Here is a 24874-nt window from a genome sequence, read left to right on the forward strand (position 1 = left end):
TTTCTGTCGCGCAGCGACCAGCGTCGAGACCATCGGCGGTCGTGCTCGCTCATGGGTGGGTCGCTGGCGAGCACCCTTCGCGCACGAGTGCGCTCCCACAGGCTGCCTAGTTTTCGCGACGCTTCGCGACGTCGGCGGGCGTTACCTCACCCGTCTTTCCACCGAAGTGCCTGATCACGTAGTTCGCCAGCGCCGCGACCTCGGTATCGCTATAGGCATGGCCGAAGGCCGGCATGTAAACGTCGTTCTCGCCGATACGCATCTTCACGCCTTCGAGGATCGCCTCCGTGACGTTGGCGCCCTTCGGGTCGTTGACGCCGCGCGTGCCGGCGAGGCTCGCGTAGGCGGTCTGTTGTCCCGCGCCGTTGAACTGGTGGCAGCTCGCACAGGCACCCTCGAAAAGACGCAGACCGTCCGCATCGGCCATGGCGTCGTCGGCGCCCGGCGCCACGGCGCTCGATGCCGCCATCGTCTTCGGCGCCGGGTCGACGACGATCGGATCGTCGCCTTCGCGGGCCGGCACGGTCCGCAACCACGTCACCAGTGCCGCAGTGTCTTCCGGTTTCAGATACTGCAGGCTGTATTCGATCGCCTCGCCCATGGGGCCGGCGGCCGACGCGTGCCCCTGGGTGTGACCCGTGCGCAGGTATTGCGTGAGCGCCTCGTCGGACCATTTGCCGATGCCGTGCGTGGGGTCGGACGTGATGTTGTACGCGCGCCAGCCCTGCACGACCTCACCCGCCAGCGCTTCGCCGTGCTTGAGCGCGAAACCGAAGTTGCGCGGCGTGTGGCACTCGGCGCAGTGCCCGAGCGGACCGGCGAGATACGCGCCCGCGTTCCATTCGGGCGATCGCGACGCGTCGGCCTGGAAGCGCTGGCTGCGGAAGAACGCCGCATTCCAGAAGCCCATCGCCCAGCGCTGATTGAAGGGGAAACCAAGCTCATTGGGGCGTTCGGGCTGGCGGACGGGCGGCAGGCTGAAGAGATACGCCTTGATCGCCAGCACGTCGGCACGGCTCAGCTGGGTGTACGCCGTATACGGGAATGCGGGATAGAGGTGCTTGCCGTCCTTGCGGATGCCCTCGCGCACGGCGCGCACGAATTCGTCGTCGCTCCAGTCGCCGATGCCGGTTTCCTTGTCGGCGGTGATGTTCGACGAGTAGATCGTGCCGAACGGCAGCTTGAACGCGAGACCGCCGGCGAATGGCTTACCGCCGTCGTGCGACGTGTGGCAGGCGACGCAGTCGGCCGCGCGCGTCAGGTACTCGCCGCGTGTGACGGGGTCCGCGTTGGCTGGCGCCCCCGCCAGTACCGGTGCCGTACCGTCGTCGTGATCCGTGCGATTGAGGAAGACATACAGACCGGCGCCAACGATCAGCAGGACGACGACGAGGATGAGGAAACGTTTCATGCGATGCCCTCCTCGCCGGAGCGCGTACTCGCCACGCGCTCGAGCGCGTCGGGCGACGCGGCCAGCTGCGCCAGTGCCACCGGGAGTCGCCGCAGGCGAATGCCCGTGGCCGCGAAAATGGCGTTGGTCAGCGCCGGTGCCGCGATCGCGGTACCCACTTCGCCGATGCCGCCAGGGATCTCGTCGTTCTCGATCGAATGGACTTCGACCTCGGGCACCTCGTTGATGCGCAGGCTGCGGTAGTCGTGGAAGTTGCTCTGCTGGACGGCGCCGTTCTTCAGCGTGATGCCGTTATAGAGGGCGGCGCTCAGTCCGAACAGCACGCCTCCCTGCATCTGTGCCTGCACCGAGCTTGGGTTGATGGTGATGCCGTTGTCGATCGCGACGACCACCTTGCGCAGGCGCACCTGGCCTTGCGCGGTCACTTCCGCCTCGACGATCGCGCACACGTGACTGCCGAACGGCGATCCGACGGCGATGCCCCGCCCGACGCGGGCGGGAAGGGCCTGGCCACCCCAGCCGATCTTTTCGGCGGCGAGGTTCATCACGCCCAACGCGCGGGAGCCGGGTTTCATCAGCGATCGCCGGTATTCGAGAGGATCCTTGCCCGCCGCGTGCGCGAGTTCGTCGACGAAGCTCTCGACCACGAACAGGTTGTGCGTGGGTCCGACGCCGCGCCACCAGCCCACGATGAGGCCGGGGGGCATCTGATAACGCACCCACTCCACCAGCACGTTGTCCATCTCGTACGGTAGGTCGGCGGCCGATTCGATGGCGTCGCTGTCCATGCCGTCCTTGCCCATCGCCGCGGGCAGCCAGCGACCCAGCACGGTACCGCTGGTGATCCGGTGCTTCCACGAGGTAGGTTTCCCGTCATCGCCCAGCGTGGCCGAGATGCGATCGAAGTACAGCGGCCGCACGCGGTCGTGCTGGATATCCTCCTCGCGGCTCCAGATCACCTTCAACGGGTAACCGACCTGCCGGGCGAACGCCACGGCCTGTTCGACCTGATCGGTTTCGAGACGACGACCGAATCCGCCGCCGAGGTACGCGCCGTTCACCACGACGGCGTCGGGCGCGATGCCGCAGATACGGGCCGCTTCGGTCACGCAACGCGTGGGCACCTGCGTGCCGGTCCATATTTCGCATCGACCGGGCGTCACGTGCACGGTGGCGTTGAGGGGCTCCATCGGCGCGTGCGCCAGCATCGGCGAAATGTACGACGCTTCCACCAGCTTGCCTCCGGCCGTGGCTTCGCCCTTGGGTTTGCGGCCGACCAGCGCCGGTCCGTTACGGGAGGCTTCCTGCAGGCCGGCGATCAGCGTCTCCGTATCGAGCGTCGCGTTCACCCCGGGCGTCCACGTGATGTCGAGCGCCTCCAGGCCCTTTTGCGCCAGCCAGTAATTGCTCGCGACGACCGCGACGGCGTCGTCGAGCTTGAGCACGTCCACCACGCCCGGAATCGCCCGCGCCTTCGTTTCGTCCACGTGGCCGAGCTTGCCGGCGAGTTCGGGGCTCGTCTTCACCGCGGCGAACTTCATGCCCGGCACCTTCGCGTCGATGCCGAACTGCGTGCCACCGTTGACCTTGTCCGGCGAATCGACGCGACGCATCGGCTTGCCGATCAGCGTGAAGTCCTTGCGCTGCTTCAGCGTGACGGTGGCGGGCTGGGGCAGCTTGCCCGCCGCATCGGCGACCGCGCCGAAACCGAGCGTGCGACCCGACGGCGTATGCGTGATGACGCCGCGTGCCACCGTGCAGCTCGTGGGATCGACGTTCCACTGCGCCGCGGCGGCCGCGACCAGCGTCTCGCGCGCGACGGCGCCGGCCTCGCGCAGCGCCTGCCATTGGCCGCGCGTGCTCGTGGAACCGCCGGTGATCTGACCGCCGCCCAGCAAGGGCTGGCCGTAGAGCGCGTCGCTCGGCGGCGAGTGCTCGACACGGATCTGGTCCAGGCCGACGCCGAGTTCTTCGGCCAGCATCATGGATATGCCCGTATAGATCGCCTGGCCCATTTCGACCGAGGGCATCACGAGACGGACCGCGCCGTCGGCGTCGACGCGGATGAACGCGTTCGGGGCGAAGGCAGGGTTGCCGTCGGCGGCCGCGGCGGCGGCATCCGCCGGCTGGCGGCGCGCGTTCATCTGCGCGACGGCGGGACCCATGCCCGCGGTCCAGAGGAACGCGACGGCCAGGCCGCCGCCCGCGAGGCGCAGCGCGTTGCGCCGGCCTTCGTCGATCGTGTCGTCGCTCGCGCGGGCGTTCATGCGGCGCTCCCGTCGACGATCACCTGCAGGCCGTGCACGTCGCCCGTGGCCGCCTGCTTGATCGCTTCGCGGATGCGCACGTAGGTCGCGCACCGGCAGATGTTTCCCGACATGGCGACGTCGATGTCGCGGTCGGTGGGGTTCGGCACGCGTGCCAGCAACGCGGCCGCGGCCATGATCTGGCCCGACTGGCAGTAACCGCACTGCACGACGTCGACGGCGAGCCACGCCTGCTGCACCTTCGCGCCTTCGGCTGTCTGTCCAATCGCTTCGATGGTGGTGATCGCGCGGTCGCCCACCGCGGAGACGGGCAACTGGCACGACCGTACCGGCTGTCCGTCGAGGTGCACGGTGCATGCGCCGCACTGGGCGATGCCGCAACCGAACTTGGTGCCCGTCAGACCGACGATGTCTCGCAAGACCCAAAGCAGAGGCATGTCGCCGGGCACGTCGGCCTGCCTGTCCTCACCATTGATGCGCAACGTGACCATGTCGGGTTCCCTGGGCTGGGCGGCGCGTCGCAGGCGCCGCTGGCGTGATCGTGGCACGGGCAGCTTACGACGATCGCGCGGCGTCCGGTTTTGCCTAAGCCCGCGAAATTGCAGAAAACGACTGCCTTGTCTTCTCTGGTGGAAAACCGGTCCGGCGTTTTCGGACCAGTCCGATATCGCCCTGTCGAACCGACCGGGTACCTTGCGCGCGTGCCACGTCAGGTACATCCCCAACCTTCTGTAAGGAAACTCCATGCCAAACGTTTCAGGCGGACGCGCGTTCGTTCGCTCCACGCTCGCACTCCTCGCGTTGATCGTAACGACGAGCGCTACCGCGAGCCCTGCCGTGGCCGCCACCACCGGTGCCGAGGTCGCGATGCGGCTGCAGGCGAGATTCGACGAGACGGTCACGTCGTGCGCATCGAACGAGCCGGCCGTCGCCTGTTCGGGACTCCTCATCCACCAGAGTGGCGACGCGATGTCGTCCGTGCGCCGGCCGTGGCAGCTCAATCCGACGACGACCAAGGGCGGTGTGCACTTCGCCTGGCTGCGCACGGATACCGCGTTCTACACGTCGTTCGCCAACGGCTTCGTCGTCTTCCCGGCCCTGGCCAACCCGGGTTACCAGCAGCTGATCGCCCGCTGCGCCTACGTGCTGCCCACCTCGTGGTTCAACACGGATAGCTGTGGCACCCCTTGCCACGTCAAGGGCATCCTGACCGGCATGGACTGGGCCCTGGCTCACGTCCCGCCTGGCGAACGGCGTTGCGCCTTCGGTATCGCGGGTCCCAAGGCCGCGCCGGACCCGGCATTCGCCTGGATGCAGATGATCGAGGCGCGCAAGCTGTGGGGCAGCACCCTCTGGAACACGATCATCGTGACGCCCTGGGCCCCCGGCTCCGAAGGCGATCTTCCGATCGAAGCGTTCTACTACGTCGTCGACGGTCGCCCGGGCACCGGGCTCGAGGACGCCCGCCAGGACCAGCTGGACTTCATGGAGGACACCGGCCGTTGGGTGCCGATCGTCCGCTGGAACGTCACGCCGGAACTCGTGCACCTGTTCACCTATGAGGCAGCCGACCAAGCCATCGCGACGCCCTAAGCGGTCTTGATCGCCTCGTCGACCTCCGTCACCCGTGCGCGCAGGCGCGGACGGTGGCGGAGGTCGACATGCCGTCCCGTCACGCGTCCCGGCCCGGTGGTTCCCCGCTGCGATCGGCTGCAAGGCCGCCCCGCGATCGGGCGCCTTCGACGTTTTGGTATGGCCGGAAGGGGCGCACCCGAAGACATCGATGGCGGGTTCCATCCGCGGAAAGCGACGTATGTGGTGGATTCGTTGCGGTAGGCCTCTGCGCACAGGAATGCGGCGCTTTTTCAGATCAGTCTGATATTCGGTCGCCCACGCGATGGATACCTTTTGCCTTGCCGCGACCGCGGCACAGCACTCACATCCCGCCATGGAGGCCCAATGACTTCGATACCCCTCTCGCGTCGCGCAGGCGTGGCGCTCGCACTCCTCGCCGCGGCGACCGCGCTCTCTGCTCGCGCCTCCGACTACGACCCTGCGGCCACCTACACGGCCCATTGCGTCGTGACCTATAAAGACGAACTTTTCCGGGCCCGCTGGTGGGCGGGTCCCGGCGATTCCCCAGCCGCCGTCGCCAGCGCCGTCCATCCCTGGGACACGCCGTGGGAACGTGCCGCAGCGGGCACGCCCGTGGGCTGCCCGGACACGGGCGGTGGCGAGGGCGGCGGTGGCGAGCCGCCGGTGGCGCCCGGCAAGGTACTACTCAGCATGCTGCTTGCCGACGAAGCGCGGCTGACGTCCGATCCCCTCATGGCCGCGGTGCGGCAATCCATCCGCACGCTCGACAACGCGACGGTCGAGGCCGTCACGCCGGGCCGCTCGCAGAATCCTGCCAACGTGCGACGTGTCGAGGCCATCGTCGACAACGCGCGCTTCGAGCACCTGTTCCCGCTTCGTGCGCCCGAGTACACGTATCGGGGCCTGCTTCAGGCGGTCGCGAAATTTCCGGCCGTATGCGGCGATTACGCCGACGGCCGCGACGCCGAGGCGATCTGCCGGAAGACGCTGGCCACGATGTTCGCGCACTTCGCCCAGGAAACCGGCGCGCACGAATCATGGCGGCCAGAAGAACCGTACCGCCAGGCACTGGCCTACGTACGCGAGATGGGCTGGAACGAGGGCGACCGCAACGGCTACAACGGCGAGTGCGGCGGCGCCGGCTGGATCAGTGAGACCTGGCCGTGCGGCACCTACCCCGACGGCTCGTACAAGAGCTACTTCGGTCGTGGTGCCAAGCAGCTCTCGTACAACTACAACTACGGGCCGTTCTCCGAAGCCATGTATGGCGATGTGGGCGTGCTTCTCGATGCGCCCGAGCGGGTCGCGGATACGTGGCTCAACCTGGCGAGCGCCACGTTCTTCTTCTCGTACCCGCAACCACCGAAGCCCTCGATGCTGCACGTGATCGACGGCACGTGGGTCCCCAACGCGGCCGATCTTGCGGCCGGCCTCGTACCCGGCTTCGGCGTCACCACGCAGATCATCAATGGCGGCGTGGAATGCGGCGGCACCGCCGAGCACGCGCAGTCGGCCAATCGCATCGCGTACTACCGGGCGTTCGCCGCGAACCTCGGTGTGCCCGTGCCCTCCGACGAAGTGCTCGGCTGCAAAGGCATGAAGCAGTTCGCCGAAGGCGGTGCGGGCGCGCTGCCGATCTACTGGGAAAACAACTGGACGGAAACGCCGGGGTGCAAGCTGGTGGGCTACCAGACCGCGTTTTCCGGCTTGAAGCCTGGCGATTACGTGCAGTGCGTCCGGAAGGCGTTCCCGAACGTCGAGATCATCGACGACGTGACCCCGTAAGCCCCGGCACGACACCGTCGTCCAGCAGCCGATCGACCTCCGCCACGAACGCACGCAGACGCGGCACGTGGCGGAGGTCCCTGTGGTAGCCGAGCCACATGTCGCGTTCGGGCGGCGTCCCTCCGAGGTCGATGCGGCGGATGCCCGGCGTGGAATCGCCAAGCGGCGTGGGCAAGACCGCGATGCCGACGCCGAGCGCGCAGGCGCGGGCCTGCGCCTCGCGACTGTTGCTGCGAAAGGCCACGACCGCGCCGGATCGTCGTGCACGCAGCCATGCAACGTCCGGCATCGTGCCAAACGCGGTATCCATCGTGATCAGCGCCGGTACGCCGTCCGGCAGGTCGTCGGCGACATACGCCGCGTAGGGCATGGAAAGCAGTAGCCGCTGAGCGATGTCGGGTTCGTCGAAGGGCGCGATGCGGAACACGAGATCGGCTTCGCGCCGGGCGAGGCTCACTAGGCGCGAATCTGTGACGAGCTCCACCGACACACCGGGGTGTCGCCGGCGCATCGACGCCACCGCGTGCGTCAGCACGTGCGCGCCGAACCAGTCCGACGACGACACACGCAACATGCCGTCCAGCGCGCCACCCTGCCCGCTCGCCTCGCGCGCGATCCCCAGCGCATGCGCCTCCATCTGCTCGGCGTGGGCCAGCACGGCACGGCCTTCGTCGGTGAGCACGAAGCCCTCGCTGGTGCGCTGGAACAGTGCCAGTCCCAACGAGGCCTCCAGTGCGCGAATGCGCCGCCCCATCGTCGGCTGCGTCTGCCCGAGCTCGCGCGCCGCCGCGCCTAGCGTGCCGTTTCGCGCGACTGCCAGGAAAATCCGGAGGTCACTCCATTCCATACGGCACTATGCATTTATGCATGGTCGACGTGCAAGCTAGGGCGTTCTCATGCAATGAAGCATGGCCTATCGTCATAGGCAACTCACGGGAGCTCGCCATGACCACCGACACCACGATGACCGCCCTTCGCTTCGAACAGCCCGGCACCCCGCTCATGCGGGTGCAGGTCCTGCGTCCCGAGCCTGCCCCCGGCGAGGTGCTGGTGAAAATCGTCGCGGCGGGCATCAACCCGCTCGACACCAAGATCCGTGCCGGTCAGGCCACCCACGCGCGCCAGCCTGCGCCGTCGATCCTCGGCCTAGATATGGCGGGCATCGTTGAGGCCGTCGGCGAAGGTGTCGAGGAATTCGCACCTGGCGACGCCGTGTATGGCATGACTGGCGGCGTCGGCGGCCATCCTGGCGCGCTCGCGCAGTACGTCGCCGCGGATGCCGCGCTCCTGGCACATGCGCCGACGACCCTGCCACTCGCCGACACCGCAGCGCTGCCGCTGGGCTTCATTACGGCATGGGAGGGACTCGTGGATCGTGCCCGCCTGGCTACCGGTCAGATCCTGCTGGTGCATGGCGGCGCTGGCGGTGTCGGCAGCATGGCGGTGCAACTGGGTGTCGCGCTCGGTGCACGGGTGGTCGCCACCGGCAGCGCGTCGCAGCGCTCGGTCATCGAATCGCTCGGCGCCGCGTTCGCCGACTACCGGGAGATCCCGATCGACGCGCTCGTCGACGCGCATACCGGCGGCGAAGGCTTCGACGTGGTGTACGACACGTTGGGCGGTGCCACGCTCGACGCCTCGTTCGCCGCCGCGCGTCGTTACGGTGGCCACGTGGTCAGCAGCCTGGGCTGGGGCACCCATGCGCTCGCCCCGCTGTCGTTCCGTGCCGCGACCTACTCCGGCGTCTTCACCCTCATGCCGCTGTTGACCGGCAAGGGGCGCGAGAACCACGGCCGCATCATGGCCGAAGCCACGCGCCTCGCCGACGCGGGCAAGCTTCGTCCCGTGCTTTCGACGCGGCGCTTCCCGCTCGAAGACGGCAACGCCGCTCTCGATCTGGTCGAGAGCGGCCGTCCGGCCGGCAAGGTGATCGTCGATATCGACTGATCAGCGCAACGGGTGCGCTTCGACGCCATCGGTGGTCATGACGACGGGGAGAATCTTCCCGTCGTTGTCGAACACCATCTTTTCGATCGCCACCTGGCGGTGATTACCGACTTTGTCGCCCAGCGGGTGCCGGTGATACACGATGTACCACGCGTCGTCCTTCGCGACATGGAACACCGAGTTGTGGCCCGCACCGGTCGCCACCGTGGTGTCCTGCTGGAGGATCTTGCCGATGCGCTTGAACGGCCCCATCGGCGAGTCGCCGATCGCGTATGCCACGGAATAATCCGGACCGGTCCAGCCACCTTCCGACCACATGAAGTAGTACTTGCCGTTGCGCTTGAACATCAGCGGGCCTTCGACGTATTCCTTCGCCGGCGTGATTTCCTTGAACACCGTGCCGTCGGCCATCGGCTCGACACCGGTGAAGTCCGGCTTGAGCTTGACGATGTTGGCATGCTTCCAGCCACCGTAGATCATGTAATAGGTGCCGTCGTCGTCGCGGAACACGAACTGGTCGATCGGCTGCGCACGGTTATGGAACGCGTCGATCAGCGGCTTGCCGATGAGATCGCGATACGGGCCATCCGGCTTGTCGGCAACGGCGACGCCGATGCCGCCGACTTCCTTGTCGCTCTGGATGTCGTTGGCTGCGAAGAAGAAATAGTACTTCCCGTCCTTCTCGATGACGGCAGGTGCCCAGAGGGCTTTCTTCGCCCACGCGATGTCCTTCATCGCCAGCACGTTGGCGTGCTTCGTCCAGTGGACGAGGTCGGGCGACGAGAACGCGTCGAAACCGACCTGCTCGGAGTACCGCAGCGACGTGGTCGGGTAGATCCAGTAGGTGTTGTCGAAAATGGCGGCCTCGGGGTCCGCGTACCAGCCCGGGAACACCGGATTGCCCGCGTGACCCGGCGGCGGCGCCGCCAACGCGGCCGTGGACACGATCGCGGCCAGCACCGCACCCCCGAGCAACTTGCGAATCCCCATCGACATCGACCCCATCGCCTTCGAATGAAGGGTCGATCCTACCGGTTTTGGACGTCCAGAAGCCAATGGTGGGAGCCCGCCTGCTGGCGACGAGTGCCTGCCACGGGCACGCGTCGCCAGGATTCGTGCGCTTTTAGAACCGATAGCGAGCCGACCCGACGATGCTGCGGCGCGGGCCGTAGAAACAGTCGCCGCGTGCGAGGCAGCTCGCGTTGTAGCGCTGATCGGTGACGTTGGCCGCGTTCACCGCGAACCGCCATGGGCCCTGCGTGTACGCCACCATCGCATCGAACAACGTCTTCTGCGGCACTTTCAGCACGCCGGTTTCGTCGTAGTTGGTGCCGATGTAACGCGCACCGGCACCGAAGCTGAAACCGTCGCCGTCCGCGTCGTTCACATGATAGACGCCCCAGACCGATCCCTGGTTCTTCGGCAGGCCCGCGACGATCGTGCCATCGTCCGGCCGCGCCTTCGTCCACGTGTAGGTGCCGATGAGGTCGACGTGGCTGGCGATGCGCGTCGACGCTTCGAGTTCGACGCCGCGCGTCTTCGCCTTGCCGGCCTGGATCTGGTTGAGTGGATTCTCGGGGTCGGGCGCGAGACGGTTCTCTTCGCGCAGGTCGTAATACGTGGCCGTGAGCAGCGTGGCGGTGCCAACCGGCTGGTATTTCACACCCGCTTCGTACTGCTTGCCGCGCAGCGGCTCGTACGGGCGGTTGTAGACGTCGAGGCTGTCCAGCGGCTGAAACGACTCCGTATAACTCACGTACGGGACGAGACCGCTGTCGAAGCGATACATGAGCCCGAAGCGCGACGTGGTGGCGTTGTCCACGGAACGGTCGTCGCCGGTGGTCAACGTGGCGCGATCGTGACGCACGCCGACCGTACCGATCCAGTGCTCGCCGATGGTGATCTGGTCCTGCGCGTACAGACCCGTCTGACGCGTGTGACTCGATGCGATTGGCGTCACGTCCGGCGGCAGGAAGCCGTTCCGGTAGACCGGGTCGAAGAGATCGAACGGCACGGCGTCGAAGCCGTTGCCTTGGCGGCTGTCGGTGTGCGAATAGCCGATGTCGAGGCCGATCAGCAGGCGATGGTGTGTCGACGCGACGTCGAAATCGGCTTGGGCGTGCGTGTCGGTCACGAAGCGCTTGTGCCGGTCGATCGACACGTAGCTGTAACGCGCGACGGTGCGCTGGGCGTCGTCGAGGAACGGGTACGCCGGATTCGAGTACACATCCGGATACAGCGTGCGATAGTCCACGTTGTCATGCGAGTAGCGCATGCTCTGGGTGAACGTCCAGGTATCGTCGAAGCGATGCTCGAACAGCGAAGTGACGGAGCGCTGCTGCGTGTCGTAGCGATCGAAGCCCGGTTCGCTGACGAAACGCTGCGTGGGAATGTGCCCGTTCGGGTTCGGCAGCAGCGTACCCGCGTGCGGCAGGAAATTGAGCGACGTGCCGTTGTGGTCGAACTGCAAGTTCGCCAGCAGCGTCCAGCGCGTGTCCTGGTCGGGCATCCAGGTGATGGATGGCGCGATCGCCTTGCGATCGTCGGCCACGTGGTCGATCTGCGAATCCGAATCGCGATAGACGCCGATCAGGCGGTACGCCCAGTGCCCCGCGGTGTCGAGCGGGCCAGTGAAATCGAACGCCAGCTGCTTGCGTGCGTTGTTGCCCACCTGGGCTTCGATCTCGTGCGACGCCGTGAACTGCGGGCGCTTGGAGGTGAGGGCGATCAGGCCACCGGTGGTGCCCTGCCCGTACAGGACGGACGACGGGCCGCGCACGATTTCGATGCGGTCGAGGAAATAGGGCTCGGTGCGGGCGTACGCGTAACCGAAGTTCTGGCGCAGGCCGTCGAGGTATTGGGTGAACGAAGTCCCACGCACGAAGGCATCGTCGCCGCGACTATCCACGCCATAGGCGTCGGCACGCACGCCCGCGGAGTAGCGCAGCGCATCCTGCACGGTCAGCACGCCCTGATCGCGCATCTGGGCATTCGAGATGACCGAGATCGCCTGCGGCGTCTCGATGATCGGCGTGTCCGTCTTGGTCGCGCCGCTGGCGTCCGATCGCGTATAGCCGGCATCGACGCTGACACCACGCACCGCCACGGGCGCGAGTTGAACGGCCTTGTCACCTCCCCCCTGCTGCGCGGACCCCGCGTCCTGTGCGGGGGCGGCGAACGGGAGCGACGCGCTGGCGAGCAGCAACGGCAGTGTCTTCCTGCGGAGGATCATGGCGTATTCCTGGGGCTGGGCGGCGCGTCGCCCTTACGACGCGCCGTTATTGCGAATGACTCTCATTACATGATGCCCAGAAAGTCCGTCCCGCGCAATATTGCGAATGGCTCGCATTTGCGGTTGCATGGATGCAGGAATTCGCCGTCGTCCTGGCGCGTCGCTGCGGCGGCGTGGAGGCGATTGTCGCGAATCGCCCTGGTCAGGCGATGAGGAGGTCTTCGAAGAACGCGCCGATGGGCCGGTCAGGATGCGCGATCTGAATTTCCAGTATCCAGAGGCCCGGCACCGGGGTCGCGTCGAGATCGCCGAGGTTACCGGCCTTGTGCACGGCGTGCGGATAGTCGCCCACGCGGTGCCCCTTGGTCGCGTGATTGAGCCGCCAGCCCATCGCCCGCGCCTGTTCGTCGGCGAACGCGTAGAGCGCGGTTCCCGTCACGCCCTCGCGCCAGCGAGCCGCCGTGAGATCGAAGAGCTCGCGCGCCGCCGTAGCGCATGCCGTCATCTGCGCATCGCCACCCGTCACGAAGGTATCGCCCACGTCACCCTCGTGACCGTCGAACACGGGGCCAAGGTCGACGAAGAAGATGTCGTGGTCGCCCAGCCGCGTGTCGGGCGCCGAACGCTGGCGAAAGGTCTTCAGCGTGTTCGGCCCGAACCGGATGATGCTCGGATGCCAGATGCGCTGCATACCGGCGGCCGCGAGACATTCGCTGGCGACCGCCGCGGCGTCCGTTTCCGTCATGCCCGGTACGATGCGCGCCGCGATGGCACCCAGCGCGGCCCACGAGCGCTCGCGCGCGGCGAGCATGGCCTGCCGGGAAAACCTGGCACCCACGTTCTGTGCGGTTTCGGCGGTCATGACCTGTCTCCTGCGAGCGTCGCCATATCGTACATCGGCACATGTCCCATGATTCCGGACTCCGTGCTCAGCGCAGATCGAGGAGTTGCCCGATATCCCGCAGCGCCTTGAAGCGTCGCACCAGATTCAGCGGCTTGCGTTTGAGCGTGCCGATATCGCCGCGCTGGAACGCGGCGACCGCGTCGAGCACGCGTTCGCTGGACCGGCCGTCGCGATACGGATGGATGTCGTCGCCGTGCGCACGGATCGCCGCCATCAGCTCGGGCGGATGCGTGAGGGCGAGATCGATCGCCGCGTCGACGTAGTCGGGTGTCGGTACGTCGAGCATGAAGGGCTGCGGTACGCGGTTGGCGATCGTGACCACGGGCTTTCCCATCACCGCGAACTCGTGCACCACGGACGACGTGTCGCAGACGAGGACGTCCGCCGCGCGTTCCATCTCGATGAGCCGTTCGGACGTGAAGAAGCGGGCGTTCGGCGCTTCGAGTCCGCGATAGGCCGCGAACAGCTCGTCGGAGCACTTCGGATGCAGCGTGAGCAGCCACTGGCGGTCGCCGCGCGCGATCATCCGGCGCAGGGGCTCGACCATCGCGGGTGCGCTGCTCAACCGGTGACTGAACGTGGACGCGTACATCACGACCGGGCGGCCGTCGCGTGCGGGCATGTCACCGTCCACCGCCGGGCCGAACAGCGGATCGAGCTTGGGCCAGCCCGTTTCGCGAACGGCGAAGTAGCCGTGTTCGCGCGCGAGTGCCGCGAAGGGCCCCGTCGTGGACGGTCCCTGCGTGGCATAGAGATCGAAGAAGCCACGGATGGCGAAATGGCCACGATCCGGCTCGCGCTTCTGCGCGTTGAACCCGTGGAACACCTGCACCTTGATGCCGGGCAGCGCGGGCGATACCCAGTTGGCGGCGCAATACACGGCATCGGGCTTCATGGCCCGTGCGTCGCGCAGGCTGCGCACGCGGCGCTCGTCGGCGGCCAGATGCGATGCCATCGCCGCGGGCACGATCCAGCCGACGTCGATGCCTCGCGCGCGCGCCGCGGCCGCGAGCGGGCGCAGGATGGGCAGGGCATAGGTTTCGGTGGCGAACATCAGGCACGCGGCCAAGGGCGGCACTCCGCGGTGGGCGACGTGGCATTATGACGGCTCGGTACCCCTTATCCGCATACCCATGACCCGACGGCCCATTTCCCTGTGCGTGATCACCCAGAACGAGGCGGATCGCATCCGGGATTGCCTGGCATCGGCGGCGCCGTTCTGCGACGACCTCGTCGTGGTCGACGGCGGCTCGACCGATGCGACGGTCACGATCGCGGAAGAGGCCGGCGCACGTGTCGTGCATCGCCCGTTCGACGGCTTCCGCAGCCAGAAGGCCTTCGCCGTGGCGCAGGCGAAGAACGACTGGGTGCTATGCCTCGACGCCGACGAGCGCGTGGGGCCCGAACTTCGCGCGGCCATCGAGCAGGCGTTCGATGCGGGCTTCGCGGCGCCGGGCTACCGGTTCCATCGCCGCAACGATTTCTTCGGACGATTCATGCGCCACGGTAACGCGGGCGCGGACAAGGTACTGCGCCTGTTCGACAGGCGCCGTGGCGGATGGCGCGGGCCACGCGAAATCCACGAGTCGGTCACGGTCGACGGCGACGTCCGCATGCTGCAGGGCTTCCTCGACCACTACCCCTATCGCTCGCTGTCCGAACTGATGGGCAAGCAGGAGCGCTACGCGCACATGATGGCGACGGAGGAATTCGCCGCCGGCAAGCGCGCCACGCTGGGCCAGATCATCGTCAGTCCGATGTGGCGTTTCTTCCGCGGCTACGTACTCCGTGCCGGCTTCCTCGACGGTTGGCGTGGCATCGTCTACGCCCTGCTGCGCGTGGAATACGTGCGCCGCAAGTACGTGAAACTCTGGCTGCTTCAACACGGCCAGAAGGCCTGAGCCTTCTCAGAGACGAAGCACGCGCGCCGCCCCGTCGACGATGTCGCGCGCGATGTCGAAGGCCGACACCTCACGTGCCATCGATGCCGATTGTCCCGCCCATAGCGGCTGGAAGTCGCCGCGTCCCTGCGCCTCGGTGACCTTGCGCAAGGGCGCCAGCGGACCGCCAGCCAGAGGAAAGGGCAGCGCATCGGGCGACATCGGCCCGAGCTCGCGCATCACCCGGTTGACGATGCCCCTCGCCGGCCGGCCGGTCAGCACGTTGGTGATCGCCGTGTTGTCGTCGCGTGCCGTGCGCAGGGCCTGGCGATGCACGTCGACACTGGTGGATTCGGTGGAGAGCAGGAAGGCGCTGCCCACCTGCACCGCGGACGCGCCGAGGCACAACGCGGCCGCCATGCCGCGCCCATCGCCGATGCCGCCCGCTGCGATCACCGGCACGTGGAGCGCGTCGACGAGCTGGGGGACCAGCGCGATCGTGCCCGGTTGCTCGGACATTTCGTCGGTCAGGAAATTGCCGCGATGGCCGCCGGCCTCGTAGCCCTGTGCGATCACGGCGTCGCAACCGCGCTCCTCCAGCCAGCGCCCTTCGGCCACGGTCGTCGCCGTGGAGAGGACGACGGCCCCGGTGGCCTTCACGCGGGCGAGGAGCGGCTCCGGCGGCAAGCCGAAATGGAAGCTCACGACCTCGGGGCGTACCGCCTCGACCATGGCGCACATGGTCTCGTCGAAAGGCGCGCGGCCGCCGGCGGGCGGAAGGTCGTCGCCGTCCAGACCGAACTCCGCGTAGTACGGCGCGAGGCGTGCCTGCCAGCGTGCCATTTCCACGGCATCCGGCGTGCGCGGCCGGTGGGCGAAGAAGTTGAGGTTGATCCGCGCCGTCACCGCCGCCCGGAACGTCGCGACTTCCTCGGTCGCCTTGTCGACGCTGATCGACGAGCAGGCGATGGACCCGAGGCCCCCGGCACGCGCCACGGCGATCGCCATCGCGGAAAGCGCGGAACCCGCCATCGGGGCGAGGAGCAAGGGCTGCTCGATGGCGAGCAGGTCGAGAAGGCGGCGGTCGGTCCAGGCGTGCACGATGGTCTCGGGATGAACAGCGGCGGGGAGCCACCAGCATAATCCGACCGCCGGCGCGCTGCGTGCGGATTTCGCCCGGGAGCCGTCGATGATCGTGTGCCGGGTCCCTTGCCACGAGACAGGGGGCCATTCGTTGGCGCAGGATCGGCCCACCCTCCGAAGCGAACGCATCCCATGGACCGACGCACGCTGCTCAAGAACGCCCTCGCCCTGCCCCTGCTGCCCTATGCGCTGACGACGGATGCGTTCGCCGCGGTGCCCTTCGTGCGTGCGCGGCCCGGCATGAAGGGCTGGCCCTCCGACGACGACTGGGCCGCGCTCGGTCGTAAAGTGGGCGGCCGCCTTTCCGTGCCGCGATCGCCGTTCCTCGGCGACAACGCGACGCGCGCCGAAGCCATCGCCGAGGCCGGCAATCCGTTCTATATCGGCGATCAGCCGGCGCTGACCCAGACTAGCGGCTGGTTCGGTGCGTGGGACTCGCGACCCAGCGCCTGGGCACTGACCGCCGAGAACGCGCAGGACATCGCCGCGGCGGTCGAATTCGCCGGGCGCCACCGCGTTCGTCTGGTGGTCAAGGGCGGCGGCCACAGCTATCAGGGCACGTCGTGCGGCGCCGACACCCTGCTGGTCTGGACCCGCCGCATGAACGGGATCGCGTTGCACGACGCGTTCGTGCCGGCGGGGGCCCGTCCGGGTACGGTGCCGGAACACGCGGTGAGCGTCGGCGCGGGTGCGATGTGGATCGATGCCTACGATGCGGTGACCACCCGCGGGGGCCGATACGTGCAGGGCGGCGGATGCACCACCGTGGGGGTGGCGGGACTCGTCACGGGCGGTGGCTTCGGCAGCTTTTCGAAGGCGTTCGGCAGCGCCGCGTCGCAGCTGCTCGAGGCGGAGGTCGTCACCGCCGACGGGCGCATCCGCGTGGTGAACGCCTTTCGCGATCCGGACATCTTCTGGGCACTCAAGGGCGGTGGCGGTGGCAACGTAGGTATCGTCACGCGCCTGACGCTGCGTACGCACGATCTGCCCGGGCGTTTCGGCGGCGTGTCCGCCGCTATCGAAGCGGACTCCGACGAGGCGTATCGCGCGCTGGCGACCGAAGCGCTGCGCTTCTATCGGGACGCGTTGTGCAACCCCACGTGGGGCGAACAGATGCGCTTCGGCCACGATCGGACGCTGACGATCTCGATGGTCTTCCAGGGCATCGACAAGGCGACCGCGGAACGAACGTGGGCACCGTTCCTGGCATGGGTCGCCGCGCGCCCGGCCTATGCGCTGCGGCGTCCACTGCGGACCCTCGATGTCGAGGCGCGACACTTCTGGGATGCGGCGTTCTTTCGCAAGTACGCGCCGCAGCTCATCGTCCAGGATGACCGCGCCGGCGCCTCCGAGCGGCATTTCGTCTGGAAAGGCGATCGGGATCAGGTTGGCTGGTACATCCACGCATACGCGTCGGCGTGGCTGCCGGGCCGCCTCCTTGCCGACGCGACGCTCGACGCGCTCGCACGGGCCCTCGTCGAGGCGGCGGCGCAATCGAGCGTCGAGCTGCATTTCAACAAAGGCCTGTATGGCGCTCCTCAGGAAGCACTCGCCGCCACGCGCGATACGGCGACGCATCCCGCGGTGCTCGATGCGTTCGCGCTCGCCATCGTGGGGCATAGCGGCGCGCCCCACTACGAAGGTCTGCCCGGCGCGACAGTCGACACCGCGCAGGCGAAGCGCGGGGCCGCGTCCGTGAGAGCCGCCTACCAGCGGCTGCGACGCGTCGCGCCCGGTGCGGGATCGTACGTTTCGGAAAGCGATTACTTCCAGGCCGACTGGCAGGACGCGTTCTGGGGCGACAACTACCGGCGGCTGCTCGCCACGAAGCGCAGGCACGATCCCGAACGGGTGTTCGTGGTGCATCACGGGGTGGGGAGCGAGGACACGAACACCTGAAGCCACCATGTCAGTCCGTCTGTGGGAGCGCGCTTGCGCGCGATGGGTGCTTGCCGCGAGCACCCATCGCGCGCAAGCGCGCTCCCACACAAGACCCCTGCCAGCGGCTTAACCGATCGGCGGAAGCTTGCCGATGATCTTGTCGAGCGTGACAGGATAATCGCGCACGCGTACGCCCGTCGCGTTGTAGACCGCGTTCGCCACCGCCGCACCGACGCCGCAGATCCCGAGTTCGCCGACACCCTTGGCCTTCATCGGCGAGGTCGTCGGATCGGTTTCCTCGAGGAAGACGACCTCCTGATGCGGAATGTCCGCATGGACGGGCACCTCGTAGCCTGCAAGATCGTGGTTCACGAAGAAGCCGAGGCGCTTGTCGACCACCAGTTCCTCCATCAACGCCGCACCGACGCCCATCGTCATGGCCCCGATCACCTGGCTGCGCGCCGCCTTCGGGTTGATGATGCGCCCGGCCGCGCACACGGCGAGCATGCGCTCGACGCGGATCTCCGCGGTGGCGGCGTCGACACGCACCTCGACGAAGTGCGCGCCGAACGTCGACTGCTGGAACCGTTTTTCCAGATCGCCGTATTCCATCGTGTCCTCGCCGACGAGCTCGCCGTCCGCCGCGACCCTGGACAACGCCACCGTCTTCCCGCCGGCAACGACGTTCCCGCCCTCGAACGTCGCTTTCGACGGATCGACGCCGAGCTTGCGCGCCACCGCCTCGCGCAACTTCATGCCGGCGGCGTAGACGCCGGCGGTCGAGCTGTTGCCGCCCCATTGGCCGCCGGAACCGGCCGAGATCGGGAAGCTGGAGTCGCCCAGCTTCACGTCCACGCGATCGAGCGGCACGCCCATCATTTCGGCGGCGGTCTGGGCGATGATGGTGTAACTGCCCGTACCGATGTCGGTCATGTCGGTTTCGACGGTGACCCGGCCGTTGCGCTCGAGGCGCATGCGGGCAGCCGACTTCATGTTCATGTTGTTGCGGAACGCGGCGGCGACGCCCATGCCGACGAGCCATCGGCCATCGCGCGTCGAGCCCGGCTTCGCGACGCGCTTGTCCCAGCCGAAGCGCGAGGCGCCGGTGCGCAGGCATTGCACGAGCTGACGCTGTGAAAACGGCCGCTCCGGTTTTTCCGGGTCCACCTGCGTGTCGTTACGGATGCGGAACTCGACGGGGTCCATCCCGAGCTTCTCGGCCATTTCGTCCATCGCGATCTCCAGCGCCAGCATGCCGGCGGCTTCGCCCGGTGCGCGCATGGCGTTGCCCTCCGGCAGGTCGAGCACGGCGAGCCGAGTCGCGGTCATGCGGTTCGCGCCCGCGTAAAGCAGGCGCGTCTGCTGCACCGCCGTCTCGGGGCCGCCGCCCGGGAGGTCGCCCGACCAGCTCTCATGCCCGATCGCCTGGATGGTTCCGTCCTTCGACGCGCCGATGCGGATGCGCTGGATGGTGGCGGGGCGGTGTGTCGTGTTGTTCATGATTAGCGGTCGTTGCAGCGCGACCGCGACGGCACGGCCCGCGGCGCGCGCGCCGAGGGCGGCCATCACGGCATCCGCGCGCACGAAGAGCTTCCCGCCGAAGCCGCCGCCGATGTACGGCGACACGAGCCGGACGTTCTCTTTCGGGATGCCGAGGGTCTTCGCCATGTCGCCCTTGCTCCAGGCGATCATCTGGTTGGCCGTCCACACCGTGAGCTTGTCGCCTTCCCACGACGCGATCGTCGCGTGCGGCTCCATCATCGCGTGCGACTGGTCGGGTGTGGTGTACGTCGCGTCCAGCGTGACCGCCGAGGCGGCGAACGCACCCGCGAAGTCGCCCTTCGCGCTGTCCGGATCGCCGTCCTTCGGCTTCGCCGCCTTGTCCTTCGCCGTCTTCAGGTCGAACGCGCCCGGCGTGCGCTCGTAGTCGACTTTCACGAGCTGAGCGGCGGCGCGTGCCTGCTCGAACGTTGCGGCGACGACGATGGCGACGGCCTGGTGGTAGTGCTGGATCTCGGGCCCGCCGAGCAAGGCGGCCGTGTTGAACTGACCCTTGCCGAGCTTGCCTGCGTTTTCCGCCGTGACGACGGCGAGCACGCCCGGTGCGCTCTTCGCGCGCGCGGTGTCGATGCTACGGATGCGGCCCTTGGCGATACCCGCGCCGACGATGACACCGTAGGCATGGTCGGGCGCCACGTCGTGGCGTTCGTACGCATAGCGTGCGGTACCCGTGGTTTTCAACGGACCCTCGACGCGATCGACAGGCTTGCCGACGACCTTGAGCTGGTCGATGGGGTTGGTGGTGGCTGGCGTATCGAACTTCATGCCGACGTCTCCTTCGCTTCGGCGAGCGTCGCCGCGAGCGCGCGCTCCACCAGCGTCACCTTGAACGCGTTGTCGTGCGTGGTCTCCGCACCGGCGAGCAGCGCGTCCGATGCCGCTTTCGCTCCCTTCGGCAGCGCCGCATCCGCGTCCGACTTGCGCCATGGCTTGTGCGCCACGCCGCCCAGCGCCACGCGGCCGCCGCCATCGGGCTGCAGGATCAACGCGACGGACACCAGCGCGAACGCGTAGGACGCGCGGTCGCGCACCTTGTGATAAAGCTGCACGCCACCGACGGGCCTGGGCAGCGTCACCGCGGTGATCAACTCGCCATGGGCAAGCACGGTCTCGACGTTCGGCGTGGTGCCGGGCAGCGTGTGGAAGTCGGCGATCGCGATGCGACGGGTGCTGCCATCCGGACGCACGGTTTCGACCGTGGCGTCGAGCGCGCGCATCGCCACCGCCATGTCGCTCGGGTGGGTCGCGATGCAGGACTTGCTGACGCCGACGATCGCGTGCTGCCGACTGAATCCGCCGATCGCCGCGCAACCGCTGCCCGGAAGTCGCTTGTTGCACGGCTGGTTCGTATCGTAGAAATACGGGCACCGCGTGCGCTGGAGAAGGTTGCCGGCGGTCGTCGCCTTGTTGCGTAACTGACCCGATGCGCCGGCGAGGAGGGCACGCGAGAGCAGCGGATAGTCGCGTCGGATGCGTGTGTCCGCGGCGAGTTCCGTGTTGCGGACAAGGGCGCCGATCCGGACGCCGCCATCGTCGGTCGCCTCGATCGTATCGAGTTTCAGGCCGTTGACGTCGATGAGGTGCACCGGCTCCTCGACACCGATCTTCATCAGGTCGAGCAGATTGGTGCCGCCGGCGATGAACTTCGCACCGGGCGTCTTCGCGGCCTTTGCGGCGGCATCCTTGGGCGACGAGGCGCGCTCGTAGGCAAAGGGTTTCATGCCGTGCCTCCGGCGACTTCTTCGATCGCATCGTGGATGTTGGAGTACGCGCCGCAGCGGCAGATGTTGCCGCTCATCCGCTCGCGAACCTCCATGCGCGTCACCGCGGCCTTCGCCTTCAGGTCGCCCGTGACGTGGCTCGGGATGTCGCGCTCCATTTCATCGAGCACCGCTACCGCCGAACAGATCTGTCCGGGTGTGCAGTAACCGCACTGATAGCCATCGTGTTTGACGAAGGCGGCCTGCATCGGATGCATCTTGTCCGGTGTGCCGAGGCCTTCGATCGTCGTGACCTTCGCGCCTTCGTGCATCACGGCCAGCGTCAGGCAGCTGTTGATCCGTCGACCGTCCACGATCACGGTGCACGCGCCACACTGGCCGTGATCGCAACCTTTCTTCGTGCCGGTCAGATGCATGTGCTCACGCAGCGCGTCGAGCAACGTCGTCCTCGTATCCAGATCGAGCGCCTGCGGCTTGCCATTCACCTCCATCGCGACCTTCGCCATGACGGGAGGGCTCACGGGCCCGGTCGCGGCCGGTGCAGCCATCACGCGCGGGATGGCCAGCGCGCTCATCGATACGGCGCCGAGCTTCAGTACGTCTCGGCGCGTGAATTTCCATTCGCTCGTGGCAACCATGAGGAATCCTCAGCGCTGTTGGGTTTGGCCTGGACAGGCGGGGCCCGATGATTAAGCCATCCCGTATGTCGACGAACCGACATGGCGTCATGGAAAGATGCGCTATGTATGTAGACTCATAACGGCAAGCCTGACTGCTACCCATCGGCCGGCCGCGGCAGAGTCCATGTGCCACGCGAACGCATATCGGCATTGGCCCGATAGGAGCCGTTCTACCGAGCAGGCAAGCTTCGTTCGCCGGCCAGAATCGAGGTCGGCTCAACGACATGGAGGTGCAACATGCTGGACGATCTTTCAAGGCTATTCGGTGGGACGCCTACAGCTGAGACGGCGCACGCGGGTCGCACGTTGCAGGAAGCGGCGAATCAGCAGACGTCGAGTGCTGCGGAGGCGAACGGTTACATGGCAGCCGTGCAGCAAGCCGGCAATCAGTACGAGAACGATATCAACAGCTATTTCGCCAAGAACTATGGCTCGAACAAAGGTCCTGTACAAAGCGCGAGGCAGTACATATCGGAATGCCTCAAGGGCGCCGTGATCGAGCGTTACAAGCTGAATGACCCGAGGGTCATCAAGGGCATCGCGGAGCTCGCGCTGGCATTCGCCACATCGGGCTGGGAGGGTAAGGACACCACGGGAACGACGATGGGGAACTTCAAGGGTAGCTGGCCGGGCGGTGGTTTCGCCTGAGCCCGCGATCATCTGAACGCGAATAACGCCTGTCTCATGGCGAACCGGGGCGCCGCCACGGCGCCCCGGCTTTCTTCCTGACCGCACAAATTCGCGCTATGCATCCACCTCGTTCTCGAAGAACGTCGTTATCGCGTGAGCGATTTCGACCGCATGCGTTTCGAGAGCGAAGTGACCCGTCTCCAGCAGGTGCACTTCCGCGCTCGGGATATCGCGCTTGTACGCTTCGGCACCCGCGGGGAGGAAGAACGGATCGTGCATGCCCCAGATCGCCAGCAGCGGCGGCTGGTGGTCGCGGAAGTATTTCTGGAACGTGGGATACAGCGCGACGTTTGACTTGTAGTCGCCGATGAGGTCGAGCTGCACCTCGTCCATGCCTGGGCGCGCCAAATAGTAATTGTCCAGCGCGATACCGTCGGGCGATACCATCGACTCGTCGGGCACACCGTGCACGTACTGCCAGCGCGTCGTTTCAGGCGTCTGCATCGCGCGCAGCGCGTCGCGATTTTCCTGCGTCGGATCGTTCCAGTATGTCTGTACCGGGGTCCACGCGTCGCTCAGCCCTTCCTCGTAGGCGTTGCCGTTCTGCGAAATGATTGCCGTGATGCGTTCCGGGTGCGCGGTTGCGATGCGGAAGCCGGTAGGCGCGCCGTAATCGAAGACGTAAACGGCGAATCGGTCGAAGTTCACTACCTCGGTGAAGCGACCGATCACCTTCGCCATGCTGTCGAACGTGTACGCGAAGGTGTCGCGCGGCGGCATATCCGATTGGCCGAAGCCCGGCAGATCCGGCGCGATGATGTGGAAGCGATTGGCCAGCAGCGGGATAAGGTCGCGGAACATGTGGCCGGAGGTCGGGTAGCCGTGCAGGAGCAGAAGCTTCGGCGCACCCGGCTGGCCGGCCTCGCGATAGAACACATTGAATCCGTCGACGTCGGCGGTGCGGTACTGGATGGCCGTCATGGCAATTCCTGGTGGGAGGATTGATATAACCGTCTAGTGGTTGATTGAGAGGTTACGAATCGCCATGTAACTTGTCAATAGGCCTCTTGCCGGTTATTTTCGAGCTTCGCCTCCCGGACACCCACCATGACCCGCCCCTCCCCCGCCATCTTCGTGGCCGATGCCCCTGGTCTCGACTTCCTCAACTCCATCGCCACGCCGGTGGACGAGCCCGTGGACGCCATCCACGACGGCGAAGGCCTGCTGGACTGGCTTGCGCAGTCCGGCATGGTGCCGGCCGATGTGCTCGTAGCCATGCGCGACGCCGCGATGCCGGGCGAGCTGGACCGCCTTGCAGCGCAGGCCCGGAGCCTGCGCGAGTGGTTCGCCGGATTTGTCCGGAAGCACATGGGCGAGTCGCTCCCTGCTGCGGCGCTCGATCACCTCGAGACGCTGAACCGGTTACTTGCGCGCGACGAGGCCTTCGAGCGGATCGTCGCTGACGGGGATGCGCTGCGCGTCGAGCGGACGCGCCGCTGGGGCTCGCCTGAGTCGCTGCTGATGCCGATCGCCGAAGCCATGGCGGCGCTGGTGACCACGGAAGACTTCTCCCATGTGAAGGCCTGCGAAGGACCGACGTGCACGCTGCTGTTCGCCGACCACACGCGGGGCCATGCCCGCCGCTGGTGCAGCATGGCGTCGTGCGGCAACCGCGCGAAGCAGGCGGCGCATCGCGAGCGACTGAAGTCGCGTACGTGATCCCGCGAACCGGGTTCGTCCAAGTCGGCGAACCTGGCGTTCGGTCAGAATGATGCCCTTTCCGGAGACCCGATCATGGCCGCAGAACCCATCGTCTTCGCCTGCCCGCACTGCGGTGCGATGAACCGCGTGGCGCAGGATCGGCTCGCCGAGGGTCCGAACTGCGGCCGCTGCCACCAGGCACTTTTCACCGGCAAGCCCTTCGCGCTGAAGACGGACGCGTTCGATGCGTATGCACTTCGTAGCGGCGTGCCTCTGGTCGTCGATTTCTGGGCGACCTGGTGCGGACCGTGTCTCGCCATGGCGCCCCAGTTCGAAGCCGCGGCGAAGCAGCTCGAACCGCGCGTGCGGCTGGCGAAAGTCGATTCCGATGCCGAGCCGGCCCTGTCGTCGCGCTTCGGCATCCGCAGCATTCCTACGATGATTCTCTTCGCCGGTGGCCGCGAGGTCGCGCGGCAGTCTGGCGCGGTGAGCACATCGCAGATCGTCGGCTGGGTGCGCGCCCATCTGCCATGAGG

Annotated in this window: 21 protein-coding genes; 8 read left to right on the forward strand and 13 right to left on the reverse strand. The window is 67.1% G+C overall.

Going from position 1 to position 24874, the window contains the following annotated elements; translation table 11 throughout:
• Positions 1 to 106: 106 nt before the first annotated feature.
• Genes BMX32_RS06915 through BMX32_RS06925 form a run of 3 tightly spaced genes read right to left on the reverse strand, consistent with a single transcriptional unit; the run spans position 107 to position 4169 of the window.
• Positions 107 to 1411 carry a c-type cytochrome gene (locus tag BMX32_RS06915; RefSeq protein ID WP_089976070.1) on the reverse strand — a complete coding sequence of 435 codons (1305 nt, stop codon included), beginning with the start codon at positions 1409 to 1411 and terminating at the stop codon, positions 107 to 109.
• A complete protein-coding gene (locus BMX32_RS06920) occupies positions 1408 to 3678 on the reverse strand; it encodes a xanthine dehydrogenase family protein molybdopterin-binding subunit (protein ID WP_089976073.1) in 2271 nt (756 codons plus the stop codon). The genes BMX32_RS06915 and BMX32_RS06920 overlap by 4 nt, the downstream gene beginning before the upstream one ends.
• A complete protein-coding gene (locus BMX32_RS06925; RefSeq protein ID WP_089976076.1) occupies positions 3675 to 4169 on the reverse strand; it encodes a (2Fe-2S)-binding protein in 495 nt (164 codons plus the stop codon). Before BMX32_RS06925 ends, BMX32_RS06920 begins: the two co-directional genes overlap by 4 nt.
• A 253-nt stretch (positions 4170 to 4422) precedes the next feature.
• Here BMX32_RS06925 and BMX32_RS06930 point away from each other — a divergent pair, with 253 nt between their 5' ends.
• Both BMX32_RS06930 and BMX32_RS06935 read left to right on the forward strand, forming a co-directional pair.
• A complete protein-coding gene (locus tag BMX32_RS06930; RefSeq protein ID WP_089976079.1) occupies positions 4423 to 5271 on the forward strand; it encodes a hypothetical protein in 849 nt (282 codons plus the stop codon).
• A gap of 366 nt (positions 5272 to 5637) precedes the next feature.
• A complete protein-coding gene (locus BMX32_RS06935) occupies positions 5638 to 7059 on the forward strand; it encodes a chitinase (protein ID WP_089976082.1) in 1422 nt (473 codons plus the stop codon).
• Here BMX32_RS06935 and BMX32_RS06940 read toward each other — a convergent pair.
• Entirely contained in the window at positions 7037 to 7906 is an 870-nt protein-coding gene (locus BMX32_RS06940; RefSeq protein ID WP_089976087.1) for a LysR family transcriptional regulator, read from the reverse strand. The genes BMX32_RS06935 and BMX32_RS06940 overlap by 23 nt on opposite strands.
• 98 nt (positions 7907 to 8004) lie before the next feature.
• Here BMX32_RS06940 and BMX32_RS06945 point away from each other — a divergent pair, with 98 nt between their 5' ends.
• The gene (locus BMX32_RS06945) at positions 8005 to 9006 is read left to right on the forward strand and encodes a zinc-dependent alcohol dehydrogenase family protein (RefSeq protein ID WP_244511444.1); all 1002 of its coding nucleotides are present in this window, start codon (positions 8005 to 8007) and stop codon (positions 9004 to 9006) included.
• On the opposite strand, the gene BMX32_RS06950 is transcribed toward BMX32_RS06945, so the two are convergent.
• From BMX32_RS06950 to BMX32_RS06965, 4 genes are all read right to left on the reverse strand, one after another.
• A complete protein-coding gene (locus BMX32_RS06950) occupies positions 9007 to 10002 on the reverse strand; it encodes a glycoside hydrolase family 43 protein (RefSeq protein ID WP_244511445.1) in 996 nt (331 codons plus the stop codon).
• Between the two features lie 127 nt (positions 10003 to 10129).
• The gene (locus BMX32_RS06955; protein ID WP_089976091.1) at positions 10130 to 12238 is read right to left on the reverse strand and encodes a TonB-dependent siderophore receptor; all 2109 of its coding nucleotides are present in this window, start codon (positions 12236 to 12238) and stop codon (positions 10130 to 10132) included.
• A gap of 202 nt (positions 12239 to 12440) precedes the next feature.
• Positions 12441 to 13100: a M24 family metallopeptidase gene (locus BMX32_RS06960; protein ID WP_089976093.1), complete on the reverse strand. Its 660-nt coding sequence runs from the start codon at positions 13098 to 13100 to the stop codon at positions 12441 to 12443.
• A gap of 67 nt (positions 13101 to 13167) precedes the next feature.
• The gene (locus tag BMX32_RS06965; RefSeq protein WP_089977097.1) at positions 13168 to 14196 is read right to left on the reverse strand and encodes a CDP-glycerol glycerophosphotransferase family protein; all 1029 of its coding nucleotides are present in this window, start codon (positions 14194 to 14196) and stop codon (positions 13168 to 13170) included.
• 79 nt (positions 14197 to 14275) lie between these two features.
• On the opposite strand from BMX32_RS06965, the gene BMX32_RS06970 reads away from it, so the two are divergent.
• Positions 14276 to 15043: a glycosyltransferase family 2 protein gene (locus tag BMX32_RS06970; protein WP_089976096.1), complete on the forward strand. Its 768-nt coding sequence runs from the start codon at positions 14276 to 14278 to the stop codon at positions 15041 to 15043.
• A 6-nt stretch (positions 15044 to 15049) separates the two neighbouring features.
• On the opposite strand, the gene BMX32_RS06975 is transcribed toward BMX32_RS06970, so the two are convergent.
• Complete coding sequence (locus BMX32_RS06975) at positions 15050 to 16123, reverse strand: NAD(P)H-dependent flavin oxidoreductase (RefSeq protein ID WP_089976098.1); 1074 nt, start codon at positions 16121 to 16123, stop codon at positions 15050 to 15052.
• 174 nt (positions 16124 to 16297) lie between these two features.
• Here BMX32_RS06975 and BMX32_RS06980 point away from each other — a divergent pair, with 174 nt between their 5' ends.
• Positions 16298 to 18064: an FAD-binding oxidoreductase gene (locus tag BMX32_RS06980; RefSeq protein WP_089976101.1), complete on the forward strand. Its 1767-nt coding sequence runs from the start codon at positions 16298 to 16300 to the stop codon at positions 18062 to 18064.
• Between the two features lie 108 nt (positions 18065 to 18172).
• Here the strand turns inward: BMX32_RS06980 and paoC are convergent, their stop codons facing one another.
• From paoC to paoA, 3 genes are read right to left on the reverse strand one after another with little or no spacing between them, the layout of a single operon-like run.
• Positions 18173 to 20371 (reverse strand): aldehyde oxidoreductase molybdenum-binding subunit PaoC, encoded by a 2199-nt coding sequence (gene paoC / locus BMX32_RS06985; protein ID WP_089976105.1) that lies wholly within the window; start codon positions 20369 to 20371, stop codon positions 18173 to 18175.
• On the reverse strand, positions 20368 to 21327 hold the full coding sequence (locus BMX32_RS06990) for an FAD binding domain-containing protein (protein WP_089976108.1): 960 nt from the start codon (positions 21325 to 21327) through the stop codon (positions 20368 to 20370). Before BMX32_RS06990 ends, paoC begins: the two co-directional genes overlap by 4 nt.
• A complete protein-coding gene (paoA, locus tag BMX32_RS06995) occupies positions 21324 to 21965 on the reverse strand; it encodes an aldehyde dehydrogenase iron-sulfur subunit PaoA (RefSeq protein ID WP_089976112.1) in 642 nt (213 codons plus the stop codon). The genes BMX32_RS06990 and paoA overlap by 4 nt, the downstream gene beginning before the upstream one ends.
• Before the next feature lie 279 nt (positions 21966 to 22244).
• On the opposite strand from paoA, the gene BMX32_RS07000 reads away from it, so the two are divergent.
• Entirely contained in the window at positions 22245 to 22655 is a 411-nt protein-coding gene (locus tag BMX32_RS07000) for a hypothetical protein (protein ID WP_139206687.1), read from the forward strand.
• A 96-nt stretch (positions 22656 to 22751) separates the two neighbouring features.
• Here the strand turns inward: BMX32_RS07000 and BMX32_RS07005 are convergent, their stop codons facing one another.
• A complete protein-coding gene (locus tag BMX32_RS07005; protein ID WP_089976119.1) occupies positions 22752 to 23618 on the reverse strand; it encodes an alpha/beta fold hydrolase in 867 nt (288 codons plus the stop codon).
• A 126-nt stretch (positions 23619 to 23744) separates the two neighbouring features.
• On the opposite strand from BMX32_RS07005, the gene BMX32_RS07010 reads away from it, so the two are divergent.
• Both BMX32_RS07010 and trxC read left to right on the forward strand, forming a co-directional pair.
• A complete protein-coding gene (locus BMX32_RS07010) occupies positions 23745 to 24356 on the forward strand; it encodes a CGNR zinc finger domain-containing protein (protein WP_089976122.1) in 612 nt (203 codons plus the stop codon).
• A 75-nt stretch (positions 24357 to 24431) separates the two neighbouring features.
• Positions 24432 to 24872 (forward strand): thioredoxin TrxC, encoded by a 441-nt coding sequence (trxC, locus tag BMX32_RS07015; RefSeq protein ID WP_089976125.1) that lies wholly within the window; start codon positions 24432 to 24434, stop codon positions 24870 to 24872.
• Positions 24873 to 24874: the final 2 nt, after the last annotated feature.

This window comes from Luteibacter sp. UNCMF331Sha3.1, from assembly GCF_900109915.1.
In the GTDB taxonomy this organism is placed as follows: domain Bacteria; phylum Pseudomonadota; class Gammaproteobacteria; order Xanthomonadales; family Rhodanobacteraceae; genus Luteibacter.